Genomic DNA, 18,463 nt, shown 5'->3' with positions numbered 1-18,463 from the left:
CTCAGGTAGCCTTCGCGAAGATCCGCTTCAGCACCTCGCCCGTCGCCGTCGGCTGACGCGCCACCTCGCGCGGGGTGCCCTCCGCCACGATGCGCCCGCCGCCGGAGCCGCCCTCAGGGCCGAGCTCCACCACGTGATCCGCGCACGCGATGACCGCCGGGTGGTGCTCGATGATCACCAGTGTGTCGCCGCGCTCGACGAGGCGATCGAGCACGCGGACCAGGCGTGTCACGTCCGCCAGATGCAAGCCGGTCGTTGGCTCGTCGAGCACATACAGCGTGGGCTTCGGCCGCGCGCCGGCCGTCAGCTCCGCCGCGAGCTTGAGCCGCTGGGCCTCGCCGCCCGAGAGCGTGTGCGAACCCTGTCCGATGTGGAGATAGCCCACGCCGAGATCGCACATCGTCGAGAGCGGGGCGCGGATCTTCGGGTGGGCCGCGAAGACCTCGACGGCCTCCTCCGCGGTGAGATCCAGGAGCTCGCCGACGGACAGGCCGAGGTAGCGCACGTCGAGCGTCGCCGGCTCGAAGCGCGCGCCGCCGCACGCCTCGCACGGCGTGGTCACGTCCGGCAAGAACGACATCTCGTGCGCGATGACGCCCTGCCCCTCGCACGCGGGGCACCGCCCGCCGGAGGCCGTGTTGAAGGAGAACCGCGCAGGGCCGTAGCCGCGCACCTGCGCGTCGGGGCAGGCAGCGTAGAGCTTGCGGACCTCGTCCCAGACGCCAAGGAACGTCGCGGGGATCGAGCGCGGCGTCCGCCCGATGGGCGACTGATCGACGGCCACCGCCCGCAGGATGCCCTTCGGCAGCCGCAGCGCCTTGTGCGGTCCCGGCTCGGGCGCCTCCAGCTTCAGCGCGCGGCGCGCGGCGGGGTAGAGCACCTTCTGGATCAGCGTGCTCTTCCCCGAGCCGGACACGCCGGCGATCACCGTCATCCGCCCCGCGGGGATGCGGAGCGTGTCCCCCTGGAGGTTGTGCGCGCGGGCGCCGAGGAGCTCGATCTGCTCGCGCACCTGAGGGCGCGCCGGGCGCGCGCTCAGCAGCGCGTCCTCGCCGGCGAGCGCTCGGGCGGTCGGCGAGTCGGGGTTCGCGAGCACCGCGCGCGACGGCCCCGCCGCGACGATCCGGCCGCCTTTGCGCCCGCCCGAGGGGCCGAGGTCGATCAGGTGATCCGCCGCGCGGATCGTGTCGGCGTCGTGCTCCACCATGAGCACGGTGCTCCCCATGCTGGCGAGCCTCCGGAGGTTGCCGAGCAGCCGGTCGGTGTCGCGCGGGTGCAGGCCGATGGTCGGCTCGTCGAGGACGTACAGCGCCCCGGTGAGGCCGCTGCCGAGCTGCGCCGCGAGCCGCAGGCGCTGCATCTCGCCGCCCGAGAGGGTGGCCGCGCGCCGATCGAGCGTGAGGTAGCCGAGGCCCACCTCGCAGACGAAGTCGAGCCGGCGGCAGAGCTCCTTGTGCGGCGCCTCGGCGATCAGCGCGCGATCGCCCGTGAACTGTAGCCCCCTCGCCCACGCGGCCGCGGCCGCGACCGACCGGCCCGACGCCTGGTGGTAACGCTCTCCGGCGAGCCGGACCGCCCGCGGGATCGGCGCGAGGCGCGAGCCGCCGCAGTCCTCGCACGGGTCGGGCGTCGCGAGCGCGTCGTCGTCGAAGTCCGAGGCGCCCGTCCCCTCGCACGACGCGCAGCGGCCCTGCTTCGTGTTGAAGGAGAACCAGCGAGGATCGAGCTCCGGGACACCGACACCGCAGCGCGGGCACGTGCGCGTCGTGGAGAGCAGCTGCTCTCCGCCGCGGCCGCCGACGAGCTTGACCGCGCCGCGACCGAACGAGAGGGCGCGATCGAAGAGGGCGCGATCCAGGCCGTCCATGCGCCCCTCGTACATCACGAGATCGATCGAGTGCTCGCGGCGCTTGTCGAGGCGAGGAGGGCTGTCGGTCGCGCACGGCTCGCCGTCGGCGAGCGCGCGGGTGACGCCGGCCCGGGCGGCGGCGGTGAAGACGTCGAGGTACGTCCCCTTGCGCGCCACGACGGCGGGGGCGAGGAGCGTCCGCGCGCCGCGCGTCGAGACGAGCGAGCGGTAGACCTCGTCCGGCGATCGCGCCTCGATCGGCACGTCGCAGTCCGGGCAGCGCGCCTCGCCGACCTTGGCGTAGAGCAGCCGCAGGTAGTGCGCGATCTCGGTCACGGTCGCGACGGTCGAGTTGGCGCCGGAGCGCGTTGTGCGCTGCTCGAGCGCGATCGAGGGGGGGACGCCGGTGACGCGATCGACGTCCGGCCGCGGCAGCGTGGGGAGGAACTGGCGCGCGTAGGGGGTCAGCGTCTCGAGGAAGCGCCGCTGGCCCTCGGCGAAGACCACGTCGAACGCGAGCGTGCTCTTGCCAGAGCCGCTCGGGCCGGTGACGACGACGATCTCGCCGTGCGGGATCACGGTCGAGACCTCGGCGAGGTTGTGCTCGCGGGCGCCCTCGACCTCGATCCGCCCCCGGTCGAGCGACGCGCGCGCGGCGGCGCCGCCGCGCTTGCCGGGCTTCGGGGCCGCAGGGGCCGCCGCCGTACCGCGCCGCGGACGCCGAGCGCCGCCGTCGCCCCGCTGCGCGAACCACTCCGCCAGCGAGACGCCGGTCCGCGTCGCCGTCCTGGCCACCGCCTCGGGCGTCCCCTCGGCGACGATGCTCCCGCCCTCGCTGCCCGCGCCTGGGCCGAGATCGACGACCCAATCCGCCGCGGCGATGACGTCGAGATCGTGATCGACGACGATCACGGACGCGCCCTCGGCCACGAGCACGGAGAGCGCGGCGTTGAGGTGCGTCACCTCCTCGGGGTGGAGGCCGGCGCTCGGCTCGTCGAGGAGGAAGAGCGCGCCCGCGCAGGGCTCGCCGAGCGCGCGCGCGATCTTCAGCCGCTGCGCCTCGCCGCCGGAGAGCGTCGAGAGCGGCTGGCCGAGCGTGAGGTAGCCGAGGCCGAGCTGCTTGAGCGGCGCGAGCGCCCGCCGGACCGCGGGCTGCGCCACGAAGACATCGAACGCCTCGTCGATCGACAGATCGAGCACGTCGGCGACCGAGCGGCCGTCGAGCTTCACCTCGAGCACCTCGTCGCGGAACCGCTTGCCCTTGCAGGTCGGGCAGGTCAGCGACACGTCGGCGAGGAACTGCATCTCGATCGTCTCGCTCCCCTCGCCCGCGCACGCCTCGCAGCGCCCGAGCGCGACGTTGAACGAGAAGTGGCCGGGCCCGAGATCCCGCGCCGACGCCTCCGGTTGCTCGGCGAAGAGCGCGCGGATCCGGTTCCACGCGCCGGTGTAGGTGGCAGGGTTGCCCCGCGAGGTGCGCCCCAGCGGCGCCTGGTCGACGAGCGTGACGGTGCGGATGTCGGCCGTGCCCTCGATGCGCCTGTACAGGCCGGGCGCCTCGACGTCCTTGTAGCCGCGCGCCCGCGCGACGTGCCGGTAGAGCACGTCGTTCACCAGCGTGCTCTTGCCCGAGCCGCTCGGCCCCGTGATCGCCACGACGACGCCGAGCGGCACGTCGACCGTGACGTCGCGGAGGTTGTTCTCGCGCGCGCCGTGGATCGTGATCTTCCCGCTCGGCGCCCGGCGCGCGGCGCGCGCCGGCGCCAGCGGGCCGCGCGCGGCGAGCCCGTCGGGCGGGCCGTCGAAGGTGACGCGCCCGCCCTGCCTGCCCGCGCCGGGGCCGAGCTCGACGACGCGATCGCTCGCCCGGACGACGAGCGGCTCGTGCTCGATGACGAGCACGGCGTTGCCGCGATCGGCGAGCTCGCGCATGGCCGCGATGAGCGGCGGGATGTCCGTCGGGTGCAGCCCGACCGTCGGCTCGTCGAGCACGAAGAGCGCGCCCGTCAGCGACGTGCCGAGCGCCGCGGTGAGCGCGACGCGCTGCGCTTCGCCGCCGGAGAGCGTGCGCGCCTGGCGGGCGAGCGAGAGGTAGCCCAGCCCGACCCGCTCGAGGTACCCGAGCCGCGCGATGAGCTCGCGGCGCGCCATCTCCCCCTGGCCCGTCTGGGGGCGCTCGGCCTCGAGGCGCGCGCGGGCGTCGCGGAGCTCGAGCTCGTGCCACGCGGCGAGATCCAGGCCGCCGACGCGGTAGAGGAGCGACTCGGGGGAGAGCCGCTTGCCGTTGCACGCGACGCACACGTCGTAGGTGCGGTAGCGCGCGAGCAGCACGCGGACGTGCATCTTGTACGTGCGCGTCTCGAGCCAGCGGAACCAGGCCTTCACGCCGGGGTACTTCCCCTGGGTCCATGAGCCCTCCCCCTCGAGCACGAGCGCGCGCTGCGCGTCGGAGAGGTCGCGCCACGGCTTGTCGGTGCGGATGCCTTTCCGCTCGCAGAACGCGCGGAGCAGCTTCCGCTCCCACGTCGTCGAGCGGCCGTTCCAGGGCCGGATCGCGCCGCCTGCGATCGACTTCGAGGGGTCCGGGATCACCTTGTCGTAATCGATGCCGAGGGTGCGGCCGAAGCCGCGGCACGAGGGGCACGCGCCCGTCGGGGACTGGTACGAGAACAGCCCGGGGCGCGGCGGCTCGAAGGCGCGCGCGCAGGAGGGGCAGGCGAGCCCGCGCACGAGCCGGAGCCGCGTGGGCCCCGCCCCCTGGCCGACCTGCTCGTCGGCCTTGCGCTGCAGGTGGAGCGAGGCGTCGCCCCCGCTGCCCTTCCACGCCTCCTCGATGGCGGCGCCGAGGCGCCGGCGCTCCCGGGGGGCGACCCGGACGCGATCGACGATGACCTCGACCTTGTCCACGCCGCTCATGGCCTCGGACGGCGCCACGGTGTCGATGTCGCGCGCCTCGCCGCGGACGAGGAGGCGCCGGTAGCCGGCGGCGAGCAGCGACTCGCGCACGTCGAGGAACCGCTCGGTCCCAGCGACCGCGATCGGGTACGTGACGAGCGCGGTCGCCCCCTCGTGCGCGCTCGCGGCGAGGTCGGCCGCGCGCGCCGGGTCGGTCCGCGCGGCCGGCACCTCGCAGGACGGGCAGACTGGCACCGCCTCGCGCGCGAAGAGCGCGCAGAAATACGGCTCGAGGTCGGCCATCGTGGCGACGGTCGACCGCGAGCTCTTGACCGGCGCGCGTCGATCGACGGCGACGCCGGCCGCCACCGGCTCGAGCGCGTCGATCGGCGGCCGCTCGAGCCGCTCGAGGAACTGGCGAGCGTACGGGCTGAAGCTCTCGACGAACCGGCGCTGTCCCTCGGAATAGAGCGTGTCGAGCGCGAGCGACGATTTGCCGGCGCCCGAGACGCCGGCGATGGCCACGAGCTCGCCGGGCCGGAAATCGAGGTCGATGCCCTGGAGGTTGTGCGTGCGGGCGCCGCGGAGAGAGATCGAGTGCATAGGAGGCGCGGTAGGGTGAACCCGCGGGGACGCCGTCCGGAGTGGACACGCCCGCGTGAAAACCGCGAGTGTTTAGCCCCCTTTCAGCCCATCGTCGCGGACGATCGTACGAGGGGGGCGCGCCGACCGAGCGCGCCGCAGCATTGCGTTCTGCGCCGTCGAATTATCAGGGCACGTGGCGAGGGACGCGGGGGCGGGTCCGCACGACGCTCGGGCGCGCCCGGCAGGCGCTGCGGCTAGCCGTTGACGAGGACGATCGAGAGGTAGCCGTAGTCGTTGCTGGTCCAGTTCGGGCTGAAGGTCTGGCCGCACATCCCGATGTTGTAGGTGCCCGCGGTGAGGCCGGTGATGACGGCGCTGAGCCCGAAGGAGACGCGGGTCTCCGCGGGAACCCGGCCGCCTGCCATACCGAGGCCGACCGCCTGGACCTCGTCGAGCACCGTGCCAGACGGCCCGGAACGAACCCGCTGGTAGCACATGTAGAGCTTGAGGGTGTCCGCGGGCGAGCCGTCTGTGCCCAGGTACCGATGCGCGGTCGCGTAGATCGATTGGCTCGTCGACGAGACCGCCACCAACGCTGTCGGTCCGAAAAAATCGACGGGCTTCCCGGCCGGCAGGGAGGAGTACGGACCGACGCCCTGGACCGTCAACGTCAGCACGACCCCCTGCGGCCCGGTCGGACCAACAGGGCCGGTAAACCCGCGTGGTCCCTGCGGACCGGTAGGGCCCACCGGTCCCTGTGGACCGGTAGGGCCCACTGGTCCCTGCGGGCCGGTAGGGCCCGCTGGTCCCATCGGACCGATCGGCCCCTCTGGCCCGAGCGGGCCCATTGGCCCCTCCGGTCCCATCGCGCCCACCGGGCCTTCTGGTCCCCTCGGGCCCATCGGACCCTCCGGTCCCATCGCGCCCACCGGGCCTTCTGGTCCCCTCGAGCCCATTGGCCCCTCCGGCCCCATCGCGCCCACGGGGCCTTCTGGTCCCCTCGGGCCCACTGGCCCCTCCGGCCCTATCGGGCCCTCCGGACCCTCTGGTCCCATTGGGCCCTCCGGTCCGGTCGCGCCCGCCGGGCCCTCCGGTCCGATCGGACCCACCAGGCCCTCCGGTCCCATCGGACCTGCTGGACCCGTGGGCCCTGCCGCGCCAGCGGGCCCTGCTGCGCCCTCCGGCCCTCTAGGGCCAGCCGCGCCTTCCGGCCCCGTGGGCCCGGGGGGGCCTGCGGCGCCCGTTGGCCCGACAGCTCCGGGCGGCCCGGCCGGCCCTGTCGGACCCGCAGCACCCGCAGGGCCGGTCGCACCGTCCCTCCCCTCCGGGCCCGTCGGTCCAGGCGGGCCTGCTACACCGGCAGGACCGATCGGCCCAGGCAGCCCTTGCGGTCCCTGAAGCCCCGTCGGCGAGCCGACCCACTCGCCGTTCTCGTCGATCACGAGGACGCCGTTCACGATGACCCCACGCTCGCCGAGCACCAGCGTGTTGCCGCTCGTGGTGTTCACCGTGACCGAGGTCGGCGTGATGTCGCCGTTCACATTGCCGGCGAGCAGCGCGTACGGAACGCTCGCGACCGTCGCGCGTGGCTCCAGCTCGACATCGTCGCCGACGGTGATGCCCAGGTACCGCTCGGTGCCGTCGAAGATCGCTCCCTCGAACGGGACGATCGAGCCGAGGCGCACCGAGAAGAAGCCGTCCTCGAACGTGACCGAGTGGACCTCGCTCCACAGGGGCGTCGAAGCGTCGCGCTCGTCGTAAAGGGCGAACGCGACATCGAGCGTCGCGCTGATGGGCACGTCGCGCTCGTCGTAAAGCCGGCCTTGATGGGTGATGGTCGCCGGAACCGCCGCAGCCGCGGTCCCTGCGCCCACGACCGCGCCCGCCGCCAGGGCGGATGCCGTCATGCATCGCGCGATCATCGACGTCCGCATCACCAGCTCCTCGTCATGGCAAGCTCCCGTTGGCTCCGATGAGCCCTCCTCGCATCCGAACCTTGGGTGAGCTCGACGTGCCCTGGTTCTGCGTCGGCTGGCCGAGCGTGAACACCATGCGGTAGCGCGAGCTCCTCGCGACCTCGCCGGCCGTCACCGTCTCGGTCGCCCCGAGGCGCCTGGGAGTCTGCCCGTCGCCGCCCTGCCCAGCGCCGCCGCCCCGCCCGTCACCGCCCTGCCCATCGCCGCCGCCGCCCTGCCCATCGCCGCCGCCCCGCCCGTCGCCGCCCCACCCCCCATCGCCGCCCACGGTGCCGCCGTCCGCGGCGACCCCGCAGCTGCAGCTGCACGCCGGGAGCAGCGCAGAGCTCACCACGATCGCCCCGAGCCAGGCCGAAAAGCGCAGTCCGCGATTCACTGAGTCCTCCAGGCCGACGGCAGGTCGTGCGAAAGGACCATTGGACGAGCGGCGGCGATCGGCGTCAAGCGATGGACGCCGCCACTGCGACGGGACGCGCCGCGCGAAGCGGCACGCGGCCGCATGGCGCGCGCGCCGCTCGCGCCGCCCCGTGAAGCGGTGTGGACAGGCGGCGGCGCGCGCGCTATGCGGCCGCGTGAGCCGCGCTGGCAAAGAGAAGGAGCGAGAGGGGGAGAAGCTCATCGTGCGCAACAAGCGCGCGACGTTCGACTACACCCTCGACGATCGGTTCGAGGCAGGGTTGGTGCTGCTCGGCAGCGAGGTGAAGATGCTCCGCGAAGGCGCGGCCGAGCTCACCGACAGCTGGTGCGCCATCGAGAACGGAGAGGCGTTCCTGAAGGGGGTCAACATCCCCGTGATGCCCGGCGCCGCCTTCGGGCACGAGGCGAAGCGCCCGCGCAAGCTGCTGCTGCACGAGAGCGAGATCGAGACGATCCGCAAGAGCGTGGAGCGGGAGGGCATGACCGTGATCGCGACCCGCCTCTATTTCAAGCACGGCCGTGTGAAGGTCGAGATCGCCCTCGCGAAGGGGAAGAAGACCGTCGACAAGCGCGAGAGCCTGAAAGAGAAGGACGCCGCCCGCGAAGCCCGCGCGGCGATCGAGCGGGCCCGCGGCGGCGCCGCCCGCGGGCGGAGCGCCGGGCTGCGGAGGCCGGAATGACATCGCACCTCACCTGGTCCAAGGGCGGCGAGGCGGAGCTCGTCGAGCTCGACGGCGATCGCGTGCGGCTCCACTCGACCGCCTCCTCGGCGCCCGGAGCGCGCGTGGAGGGCTCGCTGCAAGCGACGGGGACCGCGATCCGCGTGAAGGTCGCCCGGTGCCGCCTGCGCACACCCACCGAGCCCAACGGCGCAGCGCCCGGTGAGCGTACCTACGAGCTCGAAGGCCGGCTCATCGATGCGACGCGCGAGGTCCGCGCCGAGCTGGCGCGGCTCGTCGGCGGCGAACGCACGGGCTGAGCCACGACGATCCGTCCAGCAGCGAACGCCACGCCGTTCTGCAGCGGCAACGCGGCGTGGCTCGTCCGGCGGCCAGAGTTGCGATGGCTCAGCGCGACCCATACGCTGGCCTTCTATGAAAATTACGTCGCGCCCTCGTGTAATTCTGCGCCGCTGCTCGACGTATGACGTTGCGAAGATCCGCAGCCTCGTGCGCAGCGGTCTCGAAGAGCTCTCGCTCCGCCCGCATGGCCGGACGCTCATCAAGCCCAACGTCGTCGCGTCGGGCGCGCACTTTCCGCACGCGTACACGCGGCCCGAGTTCGTCGAGGGGGTGATCGGCGCGCTCAAGGATCGCGACGACGGGCGCGTGAGAGAGCTCGCCGTCGGGGAGCGGTGCGGCATCACGCTCCCGACCCGCATGACGTACGAGAGCGCCGGCTATTACCCGATGTTCCGCCGGACCGGGGTCAAGCACTACCACTTCGAGGAGGAGCAGCAGGTCGAGATCCCGCTCACGCACGAGGGCCGGCTGCGCGACTACGTGTTCACGCCGGAGCCCGTCGCGAAGGCCGACTTCTTCGTGAACTGCCCCAAGTTCAAATCGCACCCCTGGACCACCGTGACCTTCTCGATGAAGAACTACATCGGGATCCAGGACGATCGGCACAGGCTCATCGATCACGATCACCGGCTGAACGAGAAGGTCGCCGACCTCCAGTACATCGTGCAGCCGCAGTTCATCGCGATCGACGCCATCACCGCCGGCGAGGGCCGGATGCTCACGCCCTCGCCGTTCGACCTGGGCCTCATCATCATGGGGAACAACCAGGTCGCGTTCGACTCGGTCTGCTGCGAGATCATCGGCGTCGATCCGAGGAGCGTCGAGCACATCCGCCTGGCGTCGGAGCGCGGCTTCGGCCCGATGGATCTCGGCGACATCGAGATCGCGGGGGACGTGACGCTCGAGGAGGCGAAGCACAAGGCCAAGGGGTTCAAGGTGGGCCTCGTCCGCGTCGAGAAGTACTTCGAGGGCACGAACATCACGGCCTACGCGGGCTCTCCGCCCGAGCCCGAGCGCACCGACTACTGCTGGGGCGGCTGTCCAGGGGCCATCGAGGAGGCGATCGAGATCCTGCGCGAGTACGACAAGGAGTGCGACGCGAAGATGCCGCGGATGCACGTCGTGTTCGGCGCCTACGACGGCCCCATCGACGCGAAGCCGGGCGAGAAGGTGATCTTCATCGGCGACTGCGCGACGTACAAAGGGAAGATCGGCGATCAGCTGGTCAGCATCGAGAGCCTGTACCGGGAGCGGAGCGCGCGGGACCCCTACACAGCGAAGCACGACGACGTCCTCGCGAAGATGGTGAAGGTGACGACCAAGCTCGCGATGGCCCGGAACGAGGCCACCCTCCGGCTCGAGGGCTGCCCCGTGAGCGTGGCGGAGCAGGTGCTCACGCTGGTCACGCTGGGCAAGACGAAGAACCCGTACTTCGCCCCCGACCAGCTGCTCGACTTCAACAAGGCGTACGTCGCCTGGCGCGGGGCCTCGCTCGCGAAGCGGCTCGCCGGCAAGCCCTACCAGGTCCACGGCGCCTGCCCGCGCGGCGACGCGGCGCCCGAGCTCCCGTCCGAGCCGCCTAGCCCGCCGGACGCAGAGTGAGATCGAAGAGGACGTCGAGCTCGTCCCGCACCTTGAAGGCGCCGAGCGGCCCCTTGACCTCGCGCACGCCGAGCGCGGCCATCGACAGCTGACAGGTGCCCGTCACCCCGATCGCTCCGTCGCCGCGATCACGCGAGGAGAGCCGCGCCACCAGCGCGGCGCTCCCCGAGGCGACCTGGACGCGCACCTCGGCGCGGTCACGCGTGGCCCCCGAGGCGCGCACCGTCACGATCTCGGTCCCCCCGAGCACCTCGCCGCGCAGGCGCCGCTCGATGTCGCCGCGATCTCCCGCGGAGAGCGCGTCGGGATCGACGCGATCGCCGCGCAGGACCCCCGCGACGGAGAGCCTGGCCACGGGGACCTCGAGCTCGGCGGTCCATGACTCGCCGTCGAGCCGCGCCCGACCGCGCAGCTCGGACGCCGTGATCTCGAGGTCGTGCGCCAGGCGCGCGAGCATCCCTGCGGCTCGGGTGTGGATCGTCAGGCGGGACGCGTTCGGATCGAGGTGCAGCTCGCTCATCGGATGGGGCTCCTTTTCGTCTTCACCATGCAGGGGGCGCGCCGATCAGCGGCGCTTGGAGCGGCGGGGGCCGTCGGGCACGAGCACGTAGCGGCTCGACGACGGCTCGGGCTGCCGGAGGAGCTCGGCCCGGAGCAGCGCCTCCGCGAGCCGCGCCTCGATGACCTCGTCCGTGACGCCTGGCTCGAGGGTCACCACCGCGGCCTGGATGTCGCGCGCCAGGGCGTCGAACTCCGCGCTGTCGAAGGCGTAGATGTCGTCGGGGAACAGGAGCGCGAGCGGCTTCCGCTCCACGGCCGTGTTCGTCAGCGCCGCGAGGTCGCTCTCGACGATGAGCATGACGCGAGCCCGCAGGCACATCCCCCTGCAGCGCGCCGCCAGCGCCTCGGACGAGCCGACGAGCAGGACCGATCGAGGCGCGTTGACCGCCTTGGTGGCCTCGTCGTCCCCGTGCTCCTGAGTCATTCCCTGAAGAGTACGTGAACGAGCGGATGAAGCCATCCCTCTTGCGCCGCTCGCGCCATCGCAGTGAACGTCGAGCAGCCGGTCGGGGCAAGGCGAGCTGAGCCCCGCCGCCCCGGCCCGCGCGCTATTCCCTGCAGCGAGCCGCCGCGGCGAGCGCGAGGACGAGGGCGCTCGACGCGAGCAGGGCGGCGCTCGCGGGCTGCCCGAGCCCGAGCGGCGACGGGCCGCCGAGGAGGTTGACGGCGTTGCCCCGGGGCAACAGTGCGCCGATCACCCCGGCCGAGCCACCGAGCAGGAGATCGACCGCGAGCGGCACGAAGCGACCGACGCCGCGCCGGAAAAAGGTCGCGCCGAGCGAGAACCAGCCAGCGTAGGCGGCTCCGGTGAGCGCGCCGATCCACCCACTGACGAGCATGTCTCGGACGAATGGCGCAGCCCCGGGACCATGGGCGACGGCGACGACGACGGCGGCGAGCAGCGCTCCCACGAGGGCGGAAGCGAGGGCCGTGGCCAGGGCGATGCCGAGCGCGACATGGTGGGACGGGGCGCCGAAGCGGGCCACCGGCCAGGCCGCGTCGCGCAGCGTTGTGCGATCGGCGGCGTCGGCGGCGAGGGCGAAGATCGTGAGCGGCGTGGCGAGGCGGAACGTGGAGAGCAGCGCCCGGTCCACGGCCCCGGAAGACCCGAACGCGACCTCGATGACCGCGGCCGCGAGCGCGAGCGCGGCGCCGAGCCCGAACGCCAGCAGCGGGCGCCGCGCGCGGAGGCGGCTCAGGGTCATCTCCATCCCGAGGCGGACGGCCGTCAGCGCGGGCCCGCCCCGCTCGGCCCCCCCTTCCGCGGGAGGCAGCGGCCGCGCAGCGGCGCTCGATGCGCTCTCACCCACCATCGTGGCGTCCTGTCTCCGTGGCGCGCGACGAACCGTCGGCCCCCGGTGGGTCGGCCCCGATCCGTCCGCCGAAAGCGGCATCGCCGGGCGCCGACAGCGGCTCGCCAGCGGGCGTGGGCGGGCCGTCCGACGGCCGGCTGGGCGGCGCTGCCGGGCCGGGCGGCGCCGGAGCGTCGAAGGCCGCCACGGCGAACGGCCCCTGGGGCGCGCCCGGCAGCGGGGCAGCGCCCTCGATCGCAGGTGCGCCGAAGGGCCGGCGCGAGCGAACGGCGGCCAGATGCAGCGCGGTCGCCGCCCGCACGTCGTGCATCGACGGGGGCGGCGAAGAGATCGCGATGAGCGTGACGTCCTCCCTCGCGGCCGCATCGAGGATCGCGAGCGCGGCCGCATCCCTGTCCGCGGCCCGGATCCGCAGCGTCGACGACGCCTCCGCCGGCCCCTGCTCCCATGCGCCCGCGCGCACGGCGGGAGCGCTCGCGAGCGCCGCGGCGAGCGCGCGAGCGCCGGGCGCGTCGGGCGCCCGCTCGTGGACGAGCACGTGGATCTCGACCTCGGGCCGCCCCGCATCCGGTGGGGCCGCGCCCGGGGCGGCGGCGAGGCGCTCGCCGGCGCCGGGCTCGGTTCGCGCGATGACGCCGCGATCGAGCACGTGGATGCGGTCGGCGAGGGCGCTCGCGTCGACGGTCGAGGACGTGACGAGCACGACGCAGGCGCCAGCTGCCGCGAGGGCGCGCAGGCGCTCTCGGACCGGCTCCGGAGACGGCACGGCGACGTCGGCGAACGGCTCGACGAGGCAGAGCAGGAGCGGCCGCGGCACCCCGAGGGCAAGCGACAGCTCGACCGCCCGGGCCTCGGAGAAGCTCAGCGAGGCGGCGCGGCGGGCGAGGAGCGGCGCCACGCCGAGCGGCTCGAGGAGCGCCGCGGCGCCGATCGCGGGCGCGCCGCGGGCCCGGAGCGCGACCGAGATGCAGGACGCCACCGACGCGCCGTCGGGCAGCTCCGGCGTGGCGGCAAGGACGCCGATCTGCGCCCGCGTCGCCGCGCTCCGGCGCGGGTCGCGCCCCGCCACGAGGACGCGGCCGGCGAGGGGCGCCGCGCGCCCTGCGAGCACCTCCGCGAGGGCGAGCGTCCCGTCCTCCGGGGCGCCGAGCACCGCGTGCACGCCCGGGCCGAGCGCCAACGACAGGCCAGAGAGGCCCCCGCGAGGGCGCCCTTCCTCGCCGGCGCCGTCGCGCGCGCGCACGCCCTCGAGCACCACGACGGGCGCGTCCGGGCTCATCCTGCAGGGCCTCCCGCCGAGCGGGCCGCAAAGGAGAGGAACGCGCCGAGCGCTCCCGGGATCGACCACCTCGAGTCGCCGGCGAGATCGGCGAGCCCCCAGGGGACGAGGGTCAGCGCCAGGAACAGAGCGCGCCCTCGCGCCCCGGCGACGCGGCCGCTCGCCGCGGCGAGGCCGCCGAGCGTCACGCCGGAGACCACGCCGAACAGGGCGAGCGCGGCGCCGAACGCGAGGTGCTGGAGGCCGAGCAGCAGCGAGCCGGAGAGGAGCGCCGCGAGCGCCGAGAGCGCGGCCAGCGGGAGCGCGACGACGCGCGCGACCTCCAGCATCGCGGCGAGGCTGCGCACGCCGTGGAGCGAGGTCCGCGAGATCCCCCGCGCGGCGGCGAGCGCCTCGATGCCGTCGCGGCGGTCGGCCCCCGGGCGATCGTGCGCCGCCGCGAGGGCGATGGGGCCAGCGGCCGCCCACGCGAGCCCGCGCGCCGCGGATCCGAGCAGCCCCTCCAGCGAGGTCGTCCCGTCGTCCAGCCGGAGCACGAGCGCCGTGACGCCGCACCCGAGCGAGATGAGCCCCGCCATGGCGAGGGCGAGCCGCCCGCCGCGCGCGCCGCGCAGCCGCGCGCAGCCGAGCGCCACGGCTGCGCGCAGCGAGCGCCGCGCAGCCGCGCGCCGCCGCGCGGGATCGTCCGGACGCTTGCTCGGCGCGTCGCGCGGTTCGGGGTCGTGCGGGCTGGTCATCGGAGGGAGCGCGCGGACGGCGCGGGGCGGCGACGCGCGCTGCTAGCGCTGCCCTTCCAGGCGCCCGGGCGCAAGGCGAATGTGCCACGGGCCGGAGCGCGCCGCCGGAATGTGGTGCCGCCGCGCGCCAGCGCCAGCCGTCGCGACTGCGTTGCGACCGCGAGCCCCGGCGCGCTCCGCGGAGGCCGAGGGGCCTCAGTCGTACGAGAGCCCGCGGCGCCCCTTGTGCTTGCGCTTGCGCTCCTTGTCGGCGACGCCGATCTTGCCCCACTCGTAGGTGATTCGGCGGCGGAAGGCGCCCAGCGCATCGCCGCCGTACAGGAAGAGCTCGCGCGGCGAGTCCGTCTCGCCGATCGTTGGCTCCCAGAGATCCGACGGGACGAACGCGAGCAGCGCCGGCGCGCTCATGCGCATCCGGGCGACGAGGAGCCCGCACGTCGTCCCGTCGCCCGGGCGCGCCCGCTTCGCGCGCTTGGCGCGGCTGCGCGGCGCCCCGTTCACCCCGGCCGGCCGCGCGCAGCCGCCGCCGAGCACGAGCTCCTCGTTGCCCCGGGGGTGCCAGGTCCACGTGCGCTCCACGCTGAACGCCCCCGCGGCCGACCCGGCCCGGGGCGCGTTGCGCGCCTCCTCCGGCGCGAGCGCCGCGAGCTGCGCCGCCGCGCGCGCGTCGACCAGCGGCTCCAGCCGGAGCGGACGATCGCGCGTCACATCGAGCACCACCTCGAAGCTGTTCACCTCGCCGGCGCAGCAGCGGACGCCGACCTCGGGGCGGCGCGTGTCCGGCTTGGCGCCGCGCCCGTGGGCGCATCGCCCGACGAGCTCGCCCGCCGGCCCGTTGCCTCCGCGAAGCGTGACGAGCCCCGGCTTGCCGCTGTCCCGCTGCCACAGGCTCGACGTCCAGGTCCATACGCCGCCATGGAGATCGTGCACCCCGAACGCGCTCACGCACCCGGCGTTCACCCCGTTGGGCGTCAGGACCCGGCTCTGCCCGGTCGCGCAGACCGGCGCCTTGTACGTGTCGCCGTACTCGTACGTGGTGTTGTCCGGCCCCTTGCAGGCCCGCTCGATCTCGAGCTCCGTGCAGAGGCGCTTGCCCTGCGCCTCGCACAGCGCGCGCGCCTCGTCCTGCGCGATGTTCGTGGTCGGGATCGCGCCGACCTCGTTGGGGTACGAGAAGATGTCGATGTAGAAGCCGTGCATCACGACCTGCGCGCCCGCCATCTCCTCGTCGGCGATGCGCGGCAGCCGGTCCGGCGGCGTGCCCGCGATGAGGACGCCCTTCGGGATCCACGCCATGCCGGGGCGCGGCTCCGGCTCGTTCTGGCTCACGTCCCAGGGCGGGGCGGCGTCGAGATCGGCGTCCGCGCCCGGCGGGGCGCCGCCGCGATCGCAGCCGGGCGAGGCCGCGAGGAGGCCGGCGAGCGAGGCGGCGGCGGCGAGGGCCTTCCCTCCCGGCGCGCGGCCCGGTGCGCGGCCCAATGCGCGGCCCAATGCGCGGCCCAATGCGCGGAATGAGCGCTGCTCGCCGAGGCCCACGGGCTCACTCGGCGTCGCGCTCGCGGAGGTTCAGCTCCTTCATCTTGAGCTGGAGCCCCTTGCGCGAGATCTTGAGGAGCCGCGCGGCGTGGGTGACGTTGCCGTGCGTCTGCTTGAGGGCGCGCTCGATGAGGTCGCGCTCGAGCTTGCTCATCGCCGCCTTCACCTGCTCCTTGAGGCCGTCGGGCGTCGACGGCGCGGCGGAGGTGTCCACGGCAGCGGCCGCGAGCGGCAGCGACGCGCCGGGCAGAGGCGCGGCGCCGCTGCGGATCTCCTCCGGCAGGTCGTCGAGGCGGATGCGCGCGCCGTCGGCGAAGAGCAGCGCCCGCTCGACGACGTTCTCGAGCTCGCGGATGTTCCCCGGCCAGGCGTGCGAGGCCAGGCGCTCGAGCGCCTCGGGCTCGATGCCCTCGATGCTCTTCTTGAGGCGCGCGTTGAACTTCGCGACGAAGTGGGCGCAGAGGTGGGGGATGTCGCTCCTCCGGTCGCGCAGCGCGGGGAGCGCGATCGGGACGACGTTGAGCCGGTAGAAGAGGTCTTCCCGGAACGTGCCCGCCGCGATCTCCCGCTTGAGGTCGCGGTTGGTCGCGGCGACGAGCCGGACGTCGACGTGGATGGTCTTGATGCCCCCGACGCGCTCGAACTCGCTCTCCTGCAGGACGCGCAGGAGCTTCACCTGCATCTCGTTCGGGATCTCGCCGATCTCGTCGAGGAAGAGCGTCCCGCCGGAGGCGAGCTCGAAGCGCCCCGGCTTGGAGGCGACCGCGCCGGTGAAGGCCCCGCGCTCGTAGCCGAAGAGCTCCGACTCCATGAGATCCTTCGGGATGGCGGCGCAGTTGACCTTGATGAACGGCCGGTCGCGGCGGCCGGAGTTCTCGTGCAGCGCCCGCGCGACAAGCTCCTTCCCGGTGCCGCTCTCGCCGCTGATGAGCACCGTGGTCGGCGTGTCGGCGACCCGCTCGAGGATCGCATAGAGCTCCTGGATGGGCGGGCTCTCGCCGATGATGCCGAACCGGTCGGAGCCCCCCCGGGGCAGCGCCGCGGAGACGTCCCGCGTCGCGTCCGCGCTCGCGAGATCGCGGGTGCGGAGCGCCTTCTTCACGACGACGCGCACCTCGTTCTGATCGAACGGCTTCGTGATGTAGTCGAACGCGCCCGTCTTGAGCGCCTCGACGGCGTTGTCCACGGTCCCGTGCGCCGTGAGCAGCACCACTGGCCGCGACGGGTCGTCGCGGAGCGCGGCGCGGAGCAAGTCCATGCCGTCGACCTTGGGCATCCGGAGATCGGTGATGACCAGGTCGATGTGGTGCTCCTTCAGGAACGCGAGCCCCTCCTCGCCGTCTTCGGCGGTGTGGACCTCGTAGCCATCCCGGCCGAGCTGGGCGCTGAGGACGCGCCGGAGGTTCGCCTCGTCATCCACGACGAGGATCTGCTTCTTTTCGGGGAGCATCACCGGGCGAGACTAGCAGAACCGGAAACCAAGCAAGCGCCGGGACCGTCCCCCGACGCTCCAGTCGGCCGCGTCGGCCGCCCTCGCGCCGCGCAGGCGCGAGGGCGGTGCTCCTGCCCCGTTCCCCTGCCCGCCGCTTCGCCCGGCGTTCGCCACGCCGGTCGCCAGACCGAACGCATTGCCTCGAGGTCGGCAATGATTCCTTTTTCTCGCTGCCGGCGAAGCGGATCAGTATGCTGCGGCCACTTCTCGCGGAGGGCGGCTCGGATGCGTGTGTCTCGGACTTGGCTGGTCGGTCTCGGCGCGGGGATATTCCTCGCCGCGGGGTTGGCCTTAGCAGGAGATCCGGCCATCGAGTACCCCGAGTGCTACCGCACGGCGACCGCCGCCGACCTGGAAGGCGCCAAGGGGGCGCACAAGGCCGCCACGCAGTTCTACGAGCGCGCTGACTACGATCGCGCCATCCAGTACTGGAAGGACGCTTACCAGCTCGATTGCTCGGCGCACGGCGTGCTGATCAACATCGCCAACGCCTACGAGAAGAAGGGCGAGCGGGGCGAGGCGATCACGGCGCTGGAGACGTACCTGGCCCGCACGCCGGACGCGAGCGACGCGCAGACTATCCAGGACAAGATCCAGAACCTCAAGAACGCCCTCCGGCCGGCGCCGAGCGCCAGCGCGAGCGCGTCGGCGTCGGCGCCGCCGGTGCTCCCGACGGCCCCCACCGCCTCGGCGATCCCGGACCGCCCCAAGGAGGAGCCTCCGCCGCAGCCCCCCTACGGCTATACGCCGTGGGTCGCGACGGGCGCCGGCGTCGTCACGCTGCTGGTCGGCGGGATCCTGACCTCCAGCGGCTTCGCCGATATCGGCGCCGCGGAGGACCGTTGCCCGTCGCGCCAGGGCTGCACGCAGGACGTGGCCAAGCAGGGCAATCGGGGTCGCACGCACGCGACCGTCGGCGGCGTGCTCCTCGGGTTGGGCGCCGCCGGCGTCGCCGGTGGCCTCATCTGGGAGCTCGGGTTCAACCAGCCCTGGCCCAGCAAGATCCAGCTGACGCCGGTCGCTGGACCAGGCGCGGCCGGGCTCGGCATGGCCGGCCGCTTCTGAGGGCCTGCTCCCTGGCGAGCCGTCGCCTCCTGCTGGGCGTGACGGCGGCGTGGCCGGGCGCACCGGCCGCACGCGACGGCGGGGAGGCAGAGGCTGGCGAGCGAACGCCGCCCGGCGAGCGGGCGCTCACCGGC

General features: G+C 73.8%; 15 protein-coding genes. 5 read left to right on the top strand and 10 right to left on the bottom strand.

Going from position 1 to position 18,463, the window contains the following annotated elements:
• Window position 1 precedes the first annotated feature (1 nt).
• Both uvrA and WMF19_RS15105 read right to left on the bottom strand, forming a co-directional pair.
• A complete protein-coding gene (uvrA, locus tag WMF19_RS15110) occupies window positions 2–5,347 on the bottom strand; it encodes an excinuclease ABC subunit UvrA (RefSeq protein ID WP_437899746.1) in 5,346 nt (1,781 codons plus the stop codon).
• Between the two features lie 236 nt (window positions 5,348–5,583).
• On the bottom strand, window positions 5,584–6,006 hold the full coding sequence (locus tag WMF19_RS15105; RefSeq protein ID WP_437899745.1) for a hypothetical protein: 423 nt from the start codon (window positions 6,004–6,006) through the stop codon (window positions 5,584–5,586).
• A 781-nt stretch (window positions 6,007–6,787) separates the two neighbouring features.
• Between WMF19_RS15105 and WMF19_RS15100 the strand changes: the two genes are divergently transcribed.
• Window positions 6,788–7,090: a hypothetical protein gene (locus tag WMF19_RS15100; RefSeq protein ID WP_437899744.1), complete on the top strand. Its 303-nt coding sequence runs from the start codon at window positions 6,788–6,790 to the stop codon at window positions 7,088–7,090.
• A 186-nt stretch (window positions 7,091–7,276) separates the two neighbouring features.
• Here WMF19_RS15100 and WMF19_RS15095 read toward each other — a convergent pair whose 3' ends face one another.
• Window positions 7,277–7,681 (bottom strand): hypothetical protein, encoded by a 405-nt coding sequence (locus WMF19_RS15095; protein WP_437899743.1) that lies wholly within the window; start codon window positions 7,679–7,681, stop codon window positions 7,277–7,279.
• Window positions 7,682–7,877: 196 nt separating this feature from the next.
• Between WMF19_RS15095 and smpB the strand changes: the two genes are divergently transcribed.
• The 3 genes from smpB (at window position 7,878) to WMF19_RS15080 (ending at window position 10,346) form a co-directional block, all read left to right on the top strand.
• Complete coding sequence (smpB, locus tag WMF19_RS15090; protein WP_272103479.1) at window positions 7,878–8,402, top strand: SsrA-binding protein SmpB; 525 nt, start codon at window positions 7,878–7,880, stop codon at window positions 8,400–8,402.
• Window positions 8,399–8,701 carry a hypothetical protein gene (locus tag WMF19_RS15085; protein WP_272103478.1) on the top strand — a complete coding sequence of 101 codons (303 nt, stop codon included), beginning with the start codon at window positions 8,399–8,401 and terminating at the stop codon, window positions 8,699–8,701. Before smpB ends, WMF19_RS15085 begins: the two co-directional genes overlap by 4 nt.
• Before the next feature lie 190 nt (window positions 8,702–8,891).
• Window positions 8,892–10,346, top strand: a complete 1,455-nt coding sequence (locus WMF19_RS15080; protein ID WP_437899742.1) for a DUF362 domain-containing protein — start codon at window positions 8,892–8,894, stop codon at window positions 10,344–10,346.
• Here WMF19_RS15080 and WMF19_RS15075 read toward each other — a convergent pair.
• The 7 genes from WMF19_RS15075 to WMF19_RS15045 form a co-directional block, all read right to left on the bottom strand.
• Window positions 10,324–10,866: a hypothetical protein gene (locus WMF19_RS15075; RefSeq protein ID WP_437899741.1), complete on the bottom strand. Its 543-nt coding sequence runs from the start codon at window positions 10,864–10,866 to the stop codon at window positions 10,324–10,326. The genes WMF19_RS15080 and WMF19_RS15075 overlap by 23 nt on opposite strands.
• 45 nt (window positions 10,867–10,911) lie before the next feature.
• Window positions 10,912–11,331, bottom strand: coding sequence for a hypothetical protein (locus WMF19_RS15070; protein ID WP_272103474.1), 420 nt, complete (start codon window positions 11,329–11,331; stop codon window positions 10,912–10,914).
• 124 nt (window positions 11,332–11,455) lie between these two features.
• The gene (locus tag WMF19_RS15065; protein ID WP_272103473.1) at window positions 11,456–12,220 is read right to left on the bottom strand and encodes a hypothetical protein; all 765 of its coding nucleotides are present in this window, start codon (window positions 12,218–12,220) and stop codon (window positions 11,456–11,458) included.
• Window positions 12,210–13,499, bottom strand: a complete 1,290-nt coding sequence (locus WMF19_RS15060; RefSeq protein WP_437899740.1) for an ABC transporter ATP-binding protein — start codon at window positions 13,497–13,499, stop codon at window positions 12,210–12,212. Before WMF19_RS15060 ends, WMF19_RS15065 begins: the two co-directional genes overlap by 11 nt.
• Window positions 13,496–14,236 (bottom strand): hypothetical protein, encoded by a 741-nt coding sequence (locus WMF19_RS15055; protein WP_437899739.1) that lies wholly within the window; start codon window positions 14,234–14,236, stop codon window positions 13,496–13,498. Before WMF19_RS15055 ends, WMF19_RS15060 begins: the two co-directional genes overlap by 4 nt.
• A 195-nt stretch (window positions 14,237–14,431) precedes the next feature.
• Window positions 14,432–15,715, bottom strand: a complete 1,284-nt coding sequence (locus tag WMF19_RS15050) for a formylglycine-generating enzyme family protein (RefSeq protein ID WP_437899738.1) — start codon at window positions 15,713–15,715, stop codon at window positions 14,432–14,434.
• Window positions 15,716–15,776: 61 nt separating this feature from the next.
• Window positions 15,777–17,222 (bottom strand): sigma-54-dependent transcriptional regulator, encoded by a 1,446-nt coding sequence (locus WMF19_RS15045; RefSeq protein WP_437331116.1) that lies wholly within the window; start codon window positions 17,220–17,222, stop codon window positions 15,777–15,779.
• Window positions 17,223–17,549: 327 nt separating this feature from the next.
• On the opposite strand from WMF19_RS15045, the gene WMF19_RS15040 reads away from it, so the two are divergent.
• A complete protein-coding gene (locus WMF19_RS15040; RefSeq protein ID WP_437329259.1) occupies window positions 17,550–18,329 on the top strand; it encodes a tetratricopeptide repeat protein in 780 nt (259 codons plus the stop codon).
• Window positions 18,330–18,463: the final 134 nt, after the last annotated feature.

The sequence above is a fragment of the Sorangium sp. So ce124 genome (assembly GCF_051525235.1).
In the GTDB taxonomy this organism is placed as follows: domain Bacteria; phylum Myxococcota_A; class Polyangia; order Polyangiales; family Polyangiaceae; genus Sorangium; species Sorangium atrum.
The sequence above is the reverse complement of the archived record's forward strand: the minus strand, read 5'-3'. Positions and strand labels throughout refer to the sequence as shown.